13 protein-coding genes are annotated in these 14477 nt (G+C 71.6%); 2 read left to right on the top strand and 11 right to left on the bottom strand.

Annotation, left to right across the window (positions count from 1 at the left end):
- Positions 1 to 696 (bottom strand): hypothetical protein, encoded by a 696-nt coding sequence (locus ACH4LD_RS17650; protein ID WP_398056971.1) that lies wholly within the window; start codon positions 694 to 696, stop codon positions 1 to 3.
- Entirely contained in the window at positions 693 to 842 is a 150-nt protein-coding gene (locus tag ACH4LD_RS17645; RefSeq protein WP_165951544.1) for a hypothetical protein, read from the bottom strand. The genes ACH4LD_RS17650 and ACH4LD_RS17645 overlap by 4 nt, the downstream gene beginning before the upstream one ends.
- A 167-nt stretch (positions 843 to 1009) precedes the next feature.
- Here ACH4LD_RS17645 and dapA point away from each other — a divergent pair, with 167 nt between their 5' ends.
- On the top strand, positions 1010 to 1909 hold the full coding sequence (gene dapA / locus ACH4LD_RS17640; RefSeq protein WP_398056970.1) for a 4-hydroxy-tetrahydrodipicolinate synthase: 900 nt from the start codon (positions 1010 to 1012) through the stop codon (positions 1907 to 1909).
- A gap of 135 nt (positions 1910 to 2044) precedes the next feature.
- Here the strand turns inward: dapA and ACH4LD_RS17635 are convergent, their stop codons facing one another.
- The 5 genes from ACH4LD_RS17635 to ACH4LD_RS17615 form a co-directional block, all read right to left on the bottom strand.
- Complete coding sequence (locus ACH4LD_RS17635; protein ID WP_398056969.1) at positions 2045 to 6595, bottom strand: CHAT domain-containing protein; 4551 nt, start codon at positions 6593 to 6595, stop codon at positions 2045 to 2047.
- Positions 6588 to 8636 (bottom strand): caspase family protein, encoded by a 2049-nt coding sequence (locus ACH4LD_RS17630; RefSeq protein WP_398056968.1) that lies wholly within the window; start codon positions 8634 to 8636, stop codon positions 6588 to 6590. Before ACH4LD_RS17630 ends, ACH4LD_RS17635 begins: the two co-directional genes overlap by 8 nt.
- A 164-nt stretch (positions 8637 to 8800) precedes the next feature.
- On the bottom strand, positions 8801 to 9787 hold the full coding sequence (dapD, locus tag ACH4LD_RS17625; RefSeq protein WP_132784028.1) for a 2,3,4,5-tetrahydropyridine-2,6-dicarboxylate N-succinyltransferase: 987 nt from the start codon (positions 9785 to 9787) through the stop codon (positions 8801 to 8803).
- Between the two features lie 64 nt (positions 9788 to 9851).
- Entirely contained in the window at positions 9852 to 10388 is a 537-nt protein-coding gene (locus ACH4LD_RS17620; protein WP_398056967.1) for a TetR/AcrR family transcriptional regulator, read from the bottom strand.
- Positions 10388 to 10711, bottom strand: a complete 324-nt coding sequence (locus ACH4LD_RS17615; protein ID WP_398056966.1) for a DMT family transporter — start codon at positions 10709 to 10711, stop codon at positions 10388 to 10390. The genes ACH4LD_RS17620 and ACH4LD_RS17615 overlap by 1 nt, the downstream gene beginning before the upstream one ends.
- A 119-nt stretch (positions 10712 to 10830) precedes the next feature.
- Here ACH4LD_RS17615 and ACH4LD_RS17610 point away from each other — a divergent pair, with 119 nt between their 5' ends.
- Positions 10831 to 11574: an AbfB domain-containing protein gene (locus ACH4LD_RS17610; RefSeq protein WP_398056965.1), complete on the top strand. Its 744-nt coding sequence runs from the start codon at positions 10831 to 10833 to the stop codon at positions 11572 to 11574.
- Positions 11575 to 11641: 67 nt separating this feature from the next.
- On the opposite strand, the gene ACH4LD_RS17605 is transcribed toward ACH4LD_RS17610, so the two are convergent.
- Genes ACH4LD_RS17605 through sufC form a run of 4 tightly spaced genes read right to left on the bottom strand, consistent with a single transcriptional unit; the run spans position 11642 to position 14472 of the window.
- Positions 11642 to 11974 carry a metal-sulfur cluster assembly factor gene (locus ACH4LD_RS17605; RefSeq protein ID WP_103812962.1) on the bottom strand — a complete coding sequence of 111 codons (333 nt, stop codon included), beginning with the start codon at positions 11972 to 11974 and terminating at the stop codon, positions 11642 to 11644.
- A complete protein-coding gene (gene sufU, locus ACH4LD_RS17600) occupies positions 11971 to 12438 on the bottom strand; it encodes a Fe-S cluster assembly sulfur transfer protein SufU (protein WP_030642422.1) in 468 nt (155 codons plus the stop codon). Before sufU ends, ACH4LD_RS17605 begins: the two co-directional genes overlap by 4 nt.
- A gap of 16 nt (positions 12439 to 12454) precedes the next feature.
- Positions 12455 to 13711 (bottom strand): cysteine desulfurase, encoded by a 1257-nt coding sequence (locus tag ACH4LD_RS17595; protein WP_398056964.1) that lies wholly within the window; start codon positions 13709 to 13711, stop codon positions 12455 to 12457.
- Complete coding sequence (gene sufC / locus ACH4LD_RS17590; RefSeq protein ID WP_014671977.1) at positions 13708 to 14472, bottom strand: Fe-S cluster assembly ATPase SufC; 765 nt, start codon at positions 14470 to 14472, stop codon at positions 13708 to 13710. The genes ACH4LD_RS17595 and sufC overlap by 4 nt, the downstream gene beginning before the upstream one ends.
- Between the last annotated feature and the right edge of the window lie 5 nt (positions 14473 to 14477).

The following is a 14477-nucleotide window of genomic DNA, read 5'->3' as shown; positions in this document are numbered from 1 at the left end:
TTAGCCCTGCGCGGCGCCGCCGGGCCCGCGTTCCCCGAGACGCGCGAGTTGGGACTGGAACCAGTCCAGGCGTGCCTGCAACAGGGCCGCCTCGGCGACCAGTTCGGGTACACCCGGCTCGCCGCCCGCTGTCAACCCGGTGGCCGCGGGGGCCGTGCCGCCGACGCCCGCGATCACCCGGAGCCCGTGCCCGGCCAGCCGGGCGAACCCCGCGAGCGTGACCGACGCGCGCCCGCGCACGCAGCCCGCGCAGACGGGTGCCATGACCCGCCAGCCCGGCCGGCCCCAGCCGGCGTCGGCCAGCGCGACGGCACCGGCGCCGCAGCCGCAGGGGCCGGCCGTGGCTGTGCGCACGCGCTGCCGGGCGTAGCGGAAGCCGCGTTCGAAGCGGATGTAGGCGCCGAGGACGGAGACCTCCAGCAGGAGGGCCGAGCGGTGGTCGGCGGTGCACAGCAGCGCCTCGGCCGCCGTCCGGTCGTGCACGCAGTGGAAACCGCAGTCGCACCGGCGCGCGGGCGGGCGGTGCCGGAAGCCGTAGACGCAGGAGGCGTCGTCCAGGACGCCGTACGGCAGCGCGCCGCCGAGCGACACACCCGTGAACCCGGCCCGGGTGCCGTCCTGGGACAGCACCGGGTGGGCGATCTTGTAGCCGGTCGGCGGCTCCGTCGGGCGTTCCGCCGGGAGCCGCAGCCTCATCGGGCGGCCGGGACCTCTTCGCGGGCCGGCCCGGCCGGTTCGGCCGCGTCCGCGCGGACGGTCTCCTCGGGGACCTGCGGTTTCTCCTCCCGGACGAGCGGCCGCTCCTCCGCGGTCCCGGTGGCCAGTGCCTTGCCGAGCTTCATGGCGCCTCCCATGACGGACGTCGGTGACCCTCCCGCCATAGTGACCCATGAGGTGCCGAGTTGGACACAGGGCCTCCGCCCGCACCCCCGAGTCATCAGAAACCCTTACCAATACCTGGTAGGAGAATTAAGTAGAGCTTCACGGATGTACTGCCGAGACTACTCCCATGACGAGTACCCGTGGGCCCGCTCCCTTCGGCCGCACCCTCTGCGCCATGATCACGCCGTTCACCGAGGAGGGCGCCCTCGACCTGGACGGCGCCCGGCGGCTGGCCGCGCACCTGGTGGCGCGGGGCTGTGACGGCCTGGTCCTCAACGGCACCACCGGCGAGTCGCCGACCACCACCGACGAGGAGAAGGCGCGGCTGGCCGCGGCCGTGCGGGAGGCGGTCGGCGACCGGGTGGCGCTGGTCGCGGGCGTGGGCACGTCCGACACCCGGCACACGGTGGAGCTGGCGCTGGCGGCCGGGAAGGCGGGCGCCGACGGTGTCCTGGTGGTGACGCCGTACTACAGCCGGCCCCCACAGGAGGCCGTGGCCGCCCACTTCCTCCAGGTCGCCGACGCGAGCGACCTGCCGGTGATGCTCTACGACATCCCGGGCCGCACGGGCACCCGGATCGAGCCCGACACGATGATCCGCCTCGCGGACCACCCCCGGATCGTGGCCGTCAAGGACTGCTCCTACGACTTCCTCGGCACCCTGAAGGTGCTGGAGCGCACGGAGTTGGCGTACTACGCGGGCTGCGACGAGCACGTACTGGCGCTGTACGCGGTCGGAGCGGCGGGCTGTGTGAGCACGGTCGCGAACGCCGTACCGGACCGGGTCGCCGCGATCCTGGCCGCGTTCGACGCCGGCGACACCGCCCGCGCGGCCGGACTCCAGCGGGCCGTCACCCCGTTGACCGAGGCGATGATGGGCGCGGGTCTGCCCGGCACGGTCACCGCGAAGGCCATCCTGGCCCGCCTGGGCCTGCCCGCGGGCCCGGTCCGCGCCCCGCTGCTGCCGGCCGACCGGGAGACGGCCGACGGGCTGCTGGCGGCGTACGAGGAACTCGCGGCGGTCTGATCGGCGACGCAGGCCCGGCTCGCGCGGCCGTGCCTGTGTCACGACGGCGAAGAGCCGGGTGACCGCTGCCGTAGCGTGTCCACGTGAGCCGCCCCCTGCTGTTGCTGGACGTCGACGGCCCGCCGCACGTGACTCTCACCCATCCCCTGCCGTGCCCTGCGCGATCGCCCCCGGGGTGAGCTGCGGCAGTCGCCAGTCCCCTACCAGGACGAAGGGGGCCCAGTAGTGGGGATGCCGGAACGGAAATCGCTCGTCCTCGCCGTCCACCCGAGCGGCGGCCCGTGCCGCATGGCGCTCCTCCGCCTCCAGGGCCGCGTCGCGCAGTGAGGGATCGGGACTGGTGGCGAGAGAGGCGCGGGCCGTGGCGAAGTCCGCGGGTGCGCTCAGTGCCACCGAGTCGATACGGAGTGTGCGTGCCGTGGCCGGGTCCGGCGCGCCGAGGCTCTCCGGGGAGTGCGGCCCGGTGATCTCCGCCAGCTGGTGTCTCGTCAGGGACCGGACGCGGCGCACCGCGTCGCGCAACGCGTGGGCGACGGAGTAGGAAGCGCCGTCGGCCGGCGTGCCACGGAGTCGCTCGTAGAAGGCACGCATCAACAGCGACGTGGAGAGGTCGTCCACCGACCACTGGCTGACGATCACGGAAGCCGCGCCTGCGGTCAGGAAACTGCGGACGAGTCCGGTGAGTTCGTCACCGGGGCGCACGCTGTTGATCCCGCTGGCGCAGCAGCTCAGGGTGACGAGGGCGGCGGACAGCTTGGCACCGCGCAGATCGGCCGGGCCCAGGACCGGGCTCTCACGGCCGTCGGAGGCATCGGCACCCCCCAGGACGATCCCCGCCGCCCCGTCGGGTGTGTTCAGCGTGCCATGGGCTGCCACGTGGACCAGTCCCGGCGGCGGCTGCCTGCGGATGAGGATGTCGGTGACCAGGTCCTTGGACACGTCGCCGCCGAGAATCGGGGGGACGCCCAGCTGCTCCGCCACGGTCACGGCTTCGATGCGGGCGTGCGCGAGGTCCCCTGCGGGGTCCCCCACCACGACCGGCTCGCCGGCCGCGTGCGACGCACCGCTCGACAGACGACGGGCGAGCACGGAGGCACTGGGCGCGTAGCACACCGGGTTGCGCAGCCCCAGGGGCACACCCGCCACGTCGAGGACGTGCAGGGGCAGTGAGTGCAGCGGTCCGTGCGGGATGACGACGATCAGTTCGTCGGCCGGAAAGCCGGCGAACGGCTCGACGAGCGGAGCCGCCACCCGCTGGAGGCGTTCCAGATCCACCCGGCGGAAGTCGAACCCACTGCCACGCCGGGCGGCGCCGAGCACGGCGGCGATCTCGTCGAAGTCGACCACCGCGGTGAGGACGCGTGGCTCCTCCCCCTCACCCGAGGTGAAGAGCAGCACTCCGCCGTCGGCGAAGACGTGGAACAGAACGATGTGTGCGGCCCCGCCGACGGCCTCGTGGAGCCGCTTCCAGCCGACGGGTTCGACCCCTTGGCGGCGCAAGACGTCGGCCTGCACGCGGTCCAGTTCACGGGTGAGCGCGTCGCGGTCGTTCCGCAGCCGGTGGAGGATGTCCTCCGTTTTGACACCGGTCGTCGCACGCACCGCGGCGGACACCAGCCCCTCGGGCACGACACGGGTGCCGTAGCGGCGTTCGAGTGCCAGCAGCCGGGTCACGTCGGAGGCGGTGTGGGGACCCGTCAGTCGTTCGAGCCACAGGAGGTCGCCCTGACGCTCCCGCAGGGCCATCGTCAGGGCGTCGACCTCGGGGTCCGCCAGTGCGTCCTCGTCGAGGAAGGCCCGCGCGCGGGCACGCTCGGCGAAGTCGAAGGCGAGGAGCGTACGGTCCGCCGCGGCACACGCCCGTATCGCCGTCGTGTACGCGGGCACGGTGGTCCCGGACCACGCCATGCGCAGTTCCCAGCGGGACAGGTTCAGACGGCTCTCCTCCGCCTGGGCGATCAACCGGACGGCCAGGTCAGCCGCCCGGTCAGCGTTGCCTCTGCCCAGCTCCGCCCGGCTGCGCAACAGGCCGAACGCCAGCCCGTACTCAAGGGGGGAACCCTCTTCCTCGACGCCGTCGAGCAGTGCCAGGGCCTCGTCCAAGCGTCCGTGATGCAGGCAGAGCTGCGCACGCATCATCAGGATGATCGGCGTGTGCCATTTCTCCGCGTGCTCGTCCGCCAGGTCCAGGTACCGGGTGGACTCCTCGAAGTCCTCCAGCACGAGTGTGGAGAGGGTGGCGAGCAGCCCGGGGTGCGTGGCACCTCCGTCCGTGCCGGAAGCCGTCGTCAGAAGCTCCCTCGCGCGGTCGGGCCGTCCGGCATCGCGCACGATCTGGGCCGTGGTCATCACCGCGGCCACCGACAGGCCCGGCGCGATCTCGGTCCGGCCGTCCCGCTCCTGGAAGAGCCAGGAACCGTCACCGATCTCGTCGGCCGCCGCCGCGACGTCGCCGGACCGGGCGGTGAGGGTGACGCGCAGTGCGCGCAGCCGGTTGGCGTTCTCGACGACCCCGATGCCGTAGACGTACAGGTACTCGAACTCCATCCACGCCACTCTGTCCAGCGGGTGGTCCGTCGCTCTGAGGTCCGCGGTCAGGGGGCGGGCGGCCAGATCCGTCATCTCCTCGGCCCGGTCAAGGTGGGTGGCCGCGGCGTCCAGGTCATGCAGCCGCAGGAGTACGTCCGCGATCGCGATACTCGTCCGGGTGGCGGACACCGGGAATCCGGCGGCTTCGAAGGCAGCCTGTACCCTCTCCCACCTCTGTACGGCCTCCCGCCATTCCCCTGTCGAGGCGAGCACGGCCGCCCGCACGTAGTCGCTCAGGACGGGACGCAGAAGGGGAACGGCGGCCAGCCACGGTGGTTCCTGGCGCCGGACGACCGCCCATGCGGCCGACTCAAGGAACCGCGAGGCACTGAACATGCGGTCGAGCAGCCAGGTCAACGTCCGGAACGCCTCGGCGGGCCCGTCGCCCGCGTCGCTGTCCGACGGATCGGCCTCCTGCGCGGCCGCGCGCAGTACCGCCTCGCCCAGCGCCTCCAGCCCTGCCTGCAGGTCGATCGTCTGGGATGCGTCCTCGGCGATGTCGGTCTGTATCCAGCTCAGACCGAGCAGCAGGTACGTACGCCAGGCGTCATGGCCGGTGTCCACGGCGGCGAGCAGATCGACCCGAGCCCGGCGCGGGTGCCCGGCCTCGAAGTGCGCCAGACCGCGTACCGCCAGGGCCCGCGGCCGGTCGGTCTCCCGCCGGACCATGTCGTCGAGGACCGTGATGGCCGCCTCGGGGTCGTGGTCCCGGGACGACAGGCGCTCCAGCACGTCGAGGGCGTCGTCGTCCCGTCCGAGCCGTATCAGGAGTTGCGCGTGCGCGAGCGAGGGCAGTCGCGACAGCGCTGCCGCTCGCTCGTACTCCGCCAGCGCACCCGGCAGGTCCCCACGCAGCTCGGCGAGTTGAGCACGCAGGAGGTGTCCGGTGCTCCGTGCCGCAGGTCCGGAACGGGAGAGGAGGAGTCCGGCGTCGGCCGCGGCGAGATCCGGACGGTCCCGCAGGAGGTTGATCCCACCCCGGTCGGCCAGAGCGGTCTCGATCTGCTCGGCGGCGGAGCCCGCACCTGTGTCAGGGAGGGGACTGCCGACATCCTCTGCCCGGGCGGCGGGCGTTTCGGTCCCCGCCCGCTCTTCGAGCCGCTCACCGATGCGCACCACCTCGTCGAGTACGGCCACCGCCTCGTCGAAGCGTTCGCTGCTCGCCAGCACGGTGGCGTGGTTGAGCCGGAACCGCAGATCCTCCGGAGCAGCGGTGACGGCACGGGACAGAGCGTCGAGTGCGGCCTCGTGGTCCTCGATCGCCAACAGGGAACTGGCGAGGTTGTTCCAGGCGAAAGGGTTGCCGGGTGCGACCGCCAGCCAGGACCGGTACGCGGGCACCGCGTTGAGGTGGTCGTCGAGCCGGGCGAAGGCGTGCGCCCGTACACGCAGCGCCTCTGGCCGGCCGGGCGAGAGGGCCAGGGCCTGCCGGGCCGCTTCGCCGGCGGCCCGCGGGCTGTCGGCCAGAAGTTCGTTCGCCAGCGCGGTGAATGCCAGAGCGAGGTGCTCCACGGTGGCGGTGCTGACGGACACCCCGTCGGCCCTGGCGTAGTTCGCCAGGGCCAGCTCCAGGAATGCCTGCGCAGGGGCCGGTTCACCGGCCAGGAGATGCATCCAAGCCGCCTGCGCCGCGGCGGGCCACGCGTACTCGGGACGCTGCGCGGCGTCGGCCGCGACAGTGGCCTGGCCGAGGACCGCCGCCGCCTCACGCCATCGTTCCGCGCGCGTGTAGGCGTTGGCGAGTCCCGTGAGGGCCTCGAAATACAGCCCGGCGCGGCCATGCTCCGCGACCAGTGCCACGGCCGAGCGGGACCAGGCGATCGCGCCTTCGTGGTCGCCCTCCGCAGCGGCGAGGAGGAGCCGGAGACGTGCCGCGCGCTCGATGCTCCCGACCAGCGTGGCCAGCGCCTCGCCACGACGGACCAACGGCAGCGCCTCGTCCGGCGTGCCCGACTTGATCAGCTGCCGGGCCAGATCGAGTGCCAGGTCCAGAAGGCGGTCGGCCTCCTCGTCGAGGCCGTGCGGCCCGGACGCCAGGCAGGCGTCGAGCTCCTCACTCAGTGCGGCGGCCGACGGTCCCCCCTGTCCTTCAGCCACCCGCCTCCTCCCCGGTGTCCGTGGGTCCGCAGGTGCGGAGCGTGACAAGCGCGGTCGTCCATTCCGGAGCGTCCGTACCCAGAGCGCCCAGATCCCGGGTGACGACGCGACCGCCGAGCCGGTCGAAGAGAGACGGGTGGCTCCCGGCACGCCCCCTCGTCCGGCGGGTGGGCGCTCCATCGAGCGTGGGCAGTTCGAAGGCGTCGGCCGAGAAGCGCTGTTCGGACGCGACGAGCTTCAGGTGGTCGAACACCTCGCTTCCGGGGACCCCGAGGCGTTCCGCAGGCAGGGAAACGTCGACGGGTCGGCCGTCGTACGCCACCGCCGTCGACCCGGCGGGCAGCAGGTCGCCCGGGAACAGAAGGCTGTGGCACCGGTACCGGTCGGTGAGGTCGAGCAGGGTGCAGTACAGGTCGTACGGGCTGTCGTTGTGGAGGTAGATCCAGACGTACGGCCGTTGCCAGGCAGAGCCGGTCTTCCGGTAGTGCAGCCGGATCCGGCCGTCGGCGCCGGCGGCCAGCGAGGCCCGGGTGCCGGGGGCGGGCGGCGCCGTCTCGCCGGGCTCCGCCGGGACGATCTCGACGCGCACGAGACCCGCGATCCATGACCCCGGGTTGTCCAGCCGCTTGATCAGTTGCCAGCGGGCCAGGTGCTCCAGGCGGCGCACCACGGTGGCCGCCCCGTCCGTGGTCGCCGGGACCGGGTCGGCCAGAGGAGTCCCGTCCGGCCGCGTGACGACCAGGTGCGGACCGGCACCGCCGGACGCGGAACCGGCCCGTACGACGAAGCGGTCGTCTCGGAGACGGGGGTCCGCCGCGCCCTCGACCAGGTGCGGCGATGCCGCGACCGCCGCGCGCACCAGCGCGGCTCCGGGGCTGTCGCCGCGCACCTCCACGGCGGCCTGCGGCAGGGGCACGTCCACGACGACTGTGGGGTAACGGGTCTCGGGGTCGGGTCGCCAGTCGGAGGGCTCGACGGTGACCCGGCTGCGGGCCGACTGCACGTCGGTGACCCGGACCCGGCCGAGCGGTGCACGTGCCGGCTCGTCCGCCCCTTCGTCCGGCGGGAGCACGGCGAGTACGACGGTGTCGTCCCCGTCGGGCGGTTGGATGCCGTGCACCGCACCGGCGTCGATCCACCACTGGCCCCGATAGTGTTCCAGCGAGATGCCGCGTTCCCGTAGCCGCACGGCTCCGCCGAAGAGGGGCTCGTCGAGCGCCTGGGCGGGCATCGCGTACCCCACGGGCTCCTGCCGGAGCACCCAGTCCCTGACACTCACGGCCGTGGCTCCGAGCAGATCGCGGTAGGTGGCCGCGGGGCCGAGTCGCGTCAGCGCTCGCTGCAGCATCACCGAGAAGACGCCTCGGACCTGCCCGTCGATGACCACTTCCCTGGCCTCTTGACGCGATTCGCAGGCGGACAGCGTCACCTGCGGGGGCGGACCGGCCGCCGTCGCGGCAGTGTCCTCGGCCCCGCCCCCGTCCCGGGCGGTCGCCGCCCACGCGGCCTGCAGGGCGGGGAGATACTGCTCGAAGGGCCTCGGCGCGGCGGCGGGAGGAGCCGACCGTATCTGCGTCTCCGGGTCGCGCGTCGCCCCGCCGGCATGGCAGCAGTCGAGGATGTTGAGCACGTGGGCACCCGTGGCGGCGACCGTGGAGACAAGGGTGTTGAGCTCCTTGTCCGCGAGTTCGGGGATCCCGGGCAGCCGGCTGTCGGTACACACCAGGGTCTGGTTCCAGCCGGTCGGCTCCAGGTACCAGAAGCGCTCCTCGACCGGTTCCTGCGAGCCGTGCCCGGCGAAGTAGAAGAGGGCGACGTCCTGTGCCCCCGCTTGCGACAGGTGCGTGGTGTATCCGTCGATCACGGCCTGCCGGGTCGCCTGTTCGTCGAGGAGTACGCGCACGTGCAGCAGGTCGTCCGGAACGACACCGCGCAGGAACGTCTCGAACGCGAGCACGTCGTCGACACAGCCGTCGAGCGTCTTGAACGGACCCTGGTACTTGTTGATGCCCACGAGCAGGGCGTAAACGGCTTGCGCCACGCGGCCGTCCTTTCACCGCTTCACAGTCAGGACCGTAAACCCTAGCGCTTTCAAGGAATTGGCCGGTGCAGACGACCCGCGTCGTCCCTGTCGGCCGGCGCGCGGCCGGACAGCGCAGAGCGCCCTCCCGCACAGCGGCGGAAGGGCGCTCCCGGGTGCTTAGTTCAGTTGTGGCTGTGCAGGATGTCGTTCAGGCCGCCCCAGACCGCGTTGTTCGGGCGGGCCTCGACCACGCCGGTGACCGAGTTGCGGCGGAACAGGATGTTGGAGGCGCCGTTCAGCTCGCGGGCCTTGACGATCTGGCCGTCGGGCATGGTGACGCGGGTGCCCGCGGTGATGTACAGGCCGGCCTCGACCACGCACTCGTCGCCGAGCGCGATGCCGACGCCCGCCTCGGCGCCGACCAGGCAGCGCTCGCCGATGGAGATGATCACGTTGCCGCCGCCGGACAGGGTGCCCATGGTGGAGGCGCCGCCGCCGATGTCCGAGCCGTCGCCGACGACGACACCCGCGGAGATCCGGCCCTCGACCATGGAGGTGCCGAGGGTGCCGGCGTTGAAGTTGACGAAGCCCTCGTGCATGACCGTGGTGCCCGCCGCGAGGTGCGCGCCGAGGCGGACCCGGTCGGCGTCGGCGATGCGCACGCCCTTCGGGGCGACGTAGTCCGTCATGCGCGGGAACTTGTCGATCGAGGTCACCTGGAGGTGCAGGCCCTCGGCACGGGCGTTCAGGCGCACCTTCTCGATGTCGTCCACGGCGACCGGGCCGAGCGAGGTCCAGGCGACGTTGGCGAGGTGGCCGAAGATGCCGTCCAGGTTCTGGCCGTGCGGCTTGACCAGGCGGTGCGAGAGCAGGTGCAGGCGCAGGTAGACGTCGTGGGCGTCGACCGGCTTCTCGTCCAGCGAGGCGATGACCGTGCGGACCGCGACCACCTCGACGCCCCGGCGGGCGTCCGGGCCGGTCGCCGCGGTCGCGCCGCCGCCCAGCAGCTCGGCCGCCTGCTCGGCGGTCAGCCGCTCGGTGCCGGCCGGACCCGGCTCCTCGACCAGCTCGGGGGCCGGGAACCAGGTGTCGAGAACGGTGCCGTCGGAGGCGATCGTGGCGAGGCCGGCGGCGACGGCGCCGGTGGTACGGGTTGCAGACTCGGTCATGGGAGAAAACCTAACGTGGGCGGGGTGGTGAGGGCGAACCGCGTCTCACGTGCCGGGCGCGGGTTCAGGGGATCAGCCGGGCCAGCATGGCGCGGGCGTACTCCTCGTCGTAGGAACCGCCCGTCAGCAGCACCTGGAGGCAGATGCCGTCCATCAGCGCGAGCAGGGCCCGCGCGGTCACCGGGTCGGTGCGGCGGGCCAGCAGCGCGGCCCCCTGCTCGGTCCACTCGGCGGCGACGGGACGCAGTGCGGGGCGGCGCAGTGCGGCCAGGTAGAGCTCGTACTCCAGCTCCACGCCGGTGCGTTCGCCCGCCAGCCACTCCCCGAGCGCCCGGGCGAGATCCGCGGCGAGGTCGCCGTCGCCGCCGCCCTCCGGCAACAGCTCGGCCAGCACCCGGCCGAAGCCCTCGTTCGCCTGCCGCAGCGCGGCCACCAGCAGCTCTTCGAGGGTGGCGAAGTGGTACGTCGTGGAGCCGAGCGGTACGTCCGCCTCGGCGGCGACCGTGCGGTGGCTCAGCCCGGCGATGCCGTCCCGGCCGACCACCCGGATGGCCGCGTCGATGATCCGTTGCCGGCGCCCGGGGTCGTGGCGGCGTGGCATCAGTGCGCCGCCCCGCCCAGGTTCAGCACCACCACTCCCCCGATGATCAGCACGATCCCGGCGACCTTCGTCAGGCTCAGGCCCTCGCCGAACATCAGCAGACCGAGGACGGCGATGGTCGCGGTGCCCACGCCGGACCAGATGGCGTACGCGGTGCCGATCTGGACGGTCTTCAGCGTCTGGGCGAGCAGCGCGAACGAGACGACGTAGCCCAGAGCGGTCACGAGCGAGGGCCAGAACCGGCTGAATCCCTCGCTGTACTTCATCGCCGTGGTGGCGGCGACCTCCGCGGCGATGGCACCGGAGAGCAGCAGATACCCCATGTGTACGAGCGTACAGATCGATGCGTACGCCCGTACACAACGAGGAAGTTTCATTTTCATGGAAACCGCTCACTGAAACGGCCCGCGGCCGGCTTCCGCCTCCACTACTGTGCGGGCCCGTGCCCGCAAACACCCCCCGCGCCCGAAGACTCCGGCCGGCCGCCGCGCTGGCCCTGGCAACCGTGGCCGCCTGCGTGACGGCCCTGTCCATGAACGACGAGCCGGCGGAACCGAGAGCCGCCACCGCGCCCATCACCCCGCCGGACGACGGCCCCGGCCTGCTCTCCTTCGCCACCCCGTCCACCCCACCGGCCTCCGCGAAGAACAAGCCGGACAAGCCGTCACAGCCACCCTCTTCCCCCAGCGCCCCGGAGTCCTCGGCCCATACGGAGCACGGGCCCGCCAAGTCCCCGGCGCCCTCGGCGAATTCACCGGAGCCGGTGGAGCACGGGACCTCCGTCCGCTCCGTCAACTACCCCGACCGCACCTGGCACCTCAGCGCCGGCCTGGTGAGGCTCGACCCCGTCGGCTCGGCCGCGGACCGCCGCGCCGCCACCTTCACGCGCGTCAAGGGCCTCGCCGACGCCCGGTGTTGGTCCTTCACCACGGCCGACGGCAGCTACCTCCGCCACCGCGACTTCCTGCTCCGCGCCGAACCCGCCGACGGCTCGCCCCTGTTCCGGCAGGACGCCACGTTCTGCCCCCGCGCCTCCGCCTTCACCGGCGCCGTCACGCTGGAGTCGGTCAACTACCCCGGCCGCTTCCTGCGCCACCAGAACTTCCGGCTCCGGCTGGACCCGTACCAGGACACGGACCTCTACCGCGCGGACTCGGCGTTCCGAATGGTGGACGGGCTCGCCTGAGCCCCGGTACCCGAGCATGCGAAAGGGGCCGTGGCACATGGCCACGGCCCCTGTCACAGGCTGTGCGTCAGACGTTGAACCCGAGCGCCCGGAGCTGCTCGCGGCCGTCGTCCGTGATCTTGTCGGGGCCCCACGGCGGCATCCAGACCCAGTTGATGCGGAGTTCGTTGACGAGGCCGTCCGTGGCGGACTTGGCCTGGTCCTCGATGACGTCCGTCAGCGGGCAGGCCGCCGAGGTCAGGGTCATATCGACCGTGGCCACGTTGGAGTCGTCGATGTGGATGCCGTAGATCAGGCCGAGGTTGACGACGTCGATGCCCAGCTCGGGGTCGACCACGTCCATCAGGGCCTCGCGGAGTTCTTCCTCCGAGACCGGCTTCATCTCTGCGGTGTCGGTCATGCCGTCTTCCTTTCGGCGTCGGCGCCACCCAGCGCCTGGGCCGTCGCGTCCTTCCACGCCATCCAGCTCAGGAGGGCGCACTTGACCCGCGCGGGGTACTTGGAGACACCGGCGAACGCGACCGCGTCCTCCAGCACCTCCTCCATCGCGTCATCGGGCTCGATCTTGCCCTTGGACTGCATCAGCTCCAGGAAGGTCTCCTGGATCTTCCGCGCCTCGGCCAGGTCCTTGCCGACGAGGAGCTCGTTGAGCACGGAGGCGCTCGCCTGACTGATCGAGCAGCCCTGGCCCTCGTACGAGACGTCCTCGATCTTCGTACCGTCGTACTTCACGCGCAGGGTGATCTCGTCGCCGCAGGTCGGGTTCACATGGTGTACCTCGGCGTCGCCGTCCCGGAGACCACGCCCGTGCGGGTTCTTGTAGTGGTCCAGGATGACGTCCTGGTACATCGAATCCAGCTTCACGGTGTCGACACGCCTCTCAGCCGAAGAAGTTCCGTACGTGCTCCAGGCCGTCGACCAGAGCGTCGATCTCGGCCGGCGAGGAGTACAGGTAGAACGACGCTCGCGTGGTCGCAGGAATTCCGTAGCGGAGGCAGACCGGACGGGCGCAGTGGTGGCCGACCCGGACCGCGATGCCCTGTTCGTCCAGGACCTGGCCCACGTCGTGCGGGTGGATGTCCCCGAGGGTGAAGGAGATCGCCGCCCCGCGGTCCTCGGCCGTCGTCGGGCCGATGATCCTCAGATCGGGAACCTCCGCCAGGCGCCGCACCGCGTACTCCGTCAGCGCGTGCTCGTGGGCGAGGATCCTGTCCATGCCGATCGACTGGAGGTAGTCGATCGCCGCGCCGAGGCCGACCGCCTGGGCGATCGGCGGGGTGCCCGCCTCGAACTTGTGCGGGGCGGGGGCGTACGTCGAGGAGTGCATCGAGACCGTCTCGATCATCTCGCCGCCGCCGAGGAACGGGGGCAGGTCCTCCAGCAGCTCCTGGCGGCCCCACAGGACACCGATGCCGGTCGGGCCGCACATCTTGTGGCCGGTGAAGGCCACGAAGTCGGCCTGGAGCGCCTGCACGTCCAGCGGCATGTGCGGGGCGGCCTGGGAGGCGTCGATGCAGACGAGCGCGCCGACCTCCTGGGCGCGGCGGATTATCGTCTCGACCGGGTTGACCGTGCCCAGGATGTTGGACACCAGCACGAAGGAGACGATCTTCGTCTTCTCGGTGATGATCTCGTCGATGTTCGACAGGTCGAGCCGGCCGTCGTCCGTGAGGCCGAACCACTTCAGCTTCGCGCCCGTGCGCTGCGCGAGCAGCTGCCACGGCACGATGTTGGAGTGGTGCTCCATCTCCGTGATGACGATCTCGGTCTCGTGGTCCACCCGGTAGGGCTCGTCGGCCCAGCCCAGCATGTTCGCCACGAGGTTCAGCGACTCGGAGGCGTTCTTGGTGAAGATCACCTCGTCGCGGCTCGGCGCGTTGATGAACGCGGCGACCTTGTCGCGCGCGCCCTCGTACAGCGCCGTGGCCTCCTCGGCGAGCACATGCACACCGCGGTGGACGTTGGCGTTGTAGCGCTCGTAGTACTCGCTCAGGGCGTCCAGCACCTGGCGCGGCTTCTGCGAGGTCGCCGCGTTGTCCAGGTAGACGAGCTTCTTGCCGTCGTGGACGACTCGGTCCAGAACGGGGAAGTCCTTGCGGATCGCCTCGACGTCGAGGAGGCCCGGCAGCTGTGTCACGCGGATGCGCCACCCTTCACGTATGCCTCGTAGCCCTCGTTCTCCAGCTTGTCCGCGAGCTCCGGGCCGCCGGACTCGACGATGCGGCCGCCGGCGAACACGTGGACGTGGTCGGGCTTGATGTAGCGCAGGATGCGCGTGTAGTGCGTGATCAGCAGGGTGCCGACCTCGCCGCTCTCGCGGACGCGGTTGACGCCCTCGGAGACGATGCGCAGCGCGTCGACGTCCAGGCCGGAGTCGGTCTCGTCCAGGATCGCGACCTTCGGCTTGAGCAGCTCCAGCTGGAGGATCTCGTGGCGCTTCTTCTCACCGCCGGAGAAGCCCTCGTTGACGTTACGCTCGGCGAAGGACGGGTCCATGTTGAGGCGCTCCATGGCCTCCTTGACCTCCTTCACCCAGGTGCGCAGCTTGGGGGCCTCGCCGCGGATGGCGGTGGCGGAGGTGCGCAGGAAGTTGGAGACCGAGACGCCGGGGACCTCGACCGGGTACTGCATCGCCAGGAACAGGCCCGCGCGGGCACGCTCGTCGACGGACATCTCCAGGACGTCCTCGCCGTCGAGGGTGACGGTGCCGCCGGTGATCGTGTACTTCGGGTGACCCGCGAGGGAGTAGGCGAGGGTCGACTTGCCGGAGCCGTTGGGGCCCATGATGGCGTGCGTCTCGCCCTGCTTCACGGTGAGGTCGACGCCCTTGAGGATCTCCTTCGTGGCGTTGTCGGCCTCGACGGTGACGTGCAGGTCTCGGATTTCAAGCGTTGCCATGGGTG

The organism is Streptomyces sp. NPDC017676, from assembly GCF_044329325.1.
Taxonomy (GTDB): Bacteria; Actinomycetota; Actinomycetes; order Streptomycetales; family Streptomycetaceae; genus Streptomyces.
This window is presented reverse-complemented; position numbering and strand designations above follow the sequence as displayed.

Bases quoted from the DNA above. Each gene is read 5' to 3' on its own strand.
- ACH4LD_RS17650 (WP_398056971.1), bottom strand. From the start codon at position 696: ATGAGGCTGCGGCTCCCGGCGGAACGCCCGACGGAGCCGCCGACCGGC.
- dapD (WP_132784028.1), bottom strand. From the start codon at position 9,787: ATGACCGAGTCTGCAACCCGTACCACCGGCGCCGTCGCCGCCGGCCTC.
- ACH4LD_RS17645 (WP_165951544.1), bottom strand. From the start codon at position 842: ATGAAGCTCGGCAAGGCACTGGCCACCGGGACCGCGGAGGAGCGGCCG.
- sufC (WP_014671977.1), bottom strand. From the start codon at position 14,472: ATGGCAACGCTTGAAATCCGAGACCTGCACGTCACCGTCGAGGCCGAC.
- ACH4LD_RS17605 (WP_103812962.1), bottom strand. From the start codon at position 11,974: ATGACCGACACCGCAGAGATGAAGCCGGTCTCGGAGGAAGAACTCCGC.
- dapA (WP_398056970.1), top strand. From the start codon at position 1,010: ATGACGAGTACCCGTGGGCCCGCTCCCTTCGGCCGCACCCTCTGCGCC.
- ACH4LD_RS17615 (WP_398056966.1), bottom strand. From the start codon at position 10,711: ATGGGGTATCTGCTGCTCTCCGGTGCCATCGCCGCGGAGGTCGCCGCC.
- ACH4LD_RS17620 (WP_398056967.1), bottom strand. From the start codon at position 10,388: ATGCCACGCCGCCACGACCCCGGGCGCCGGCAACGGATCATCGACGCG.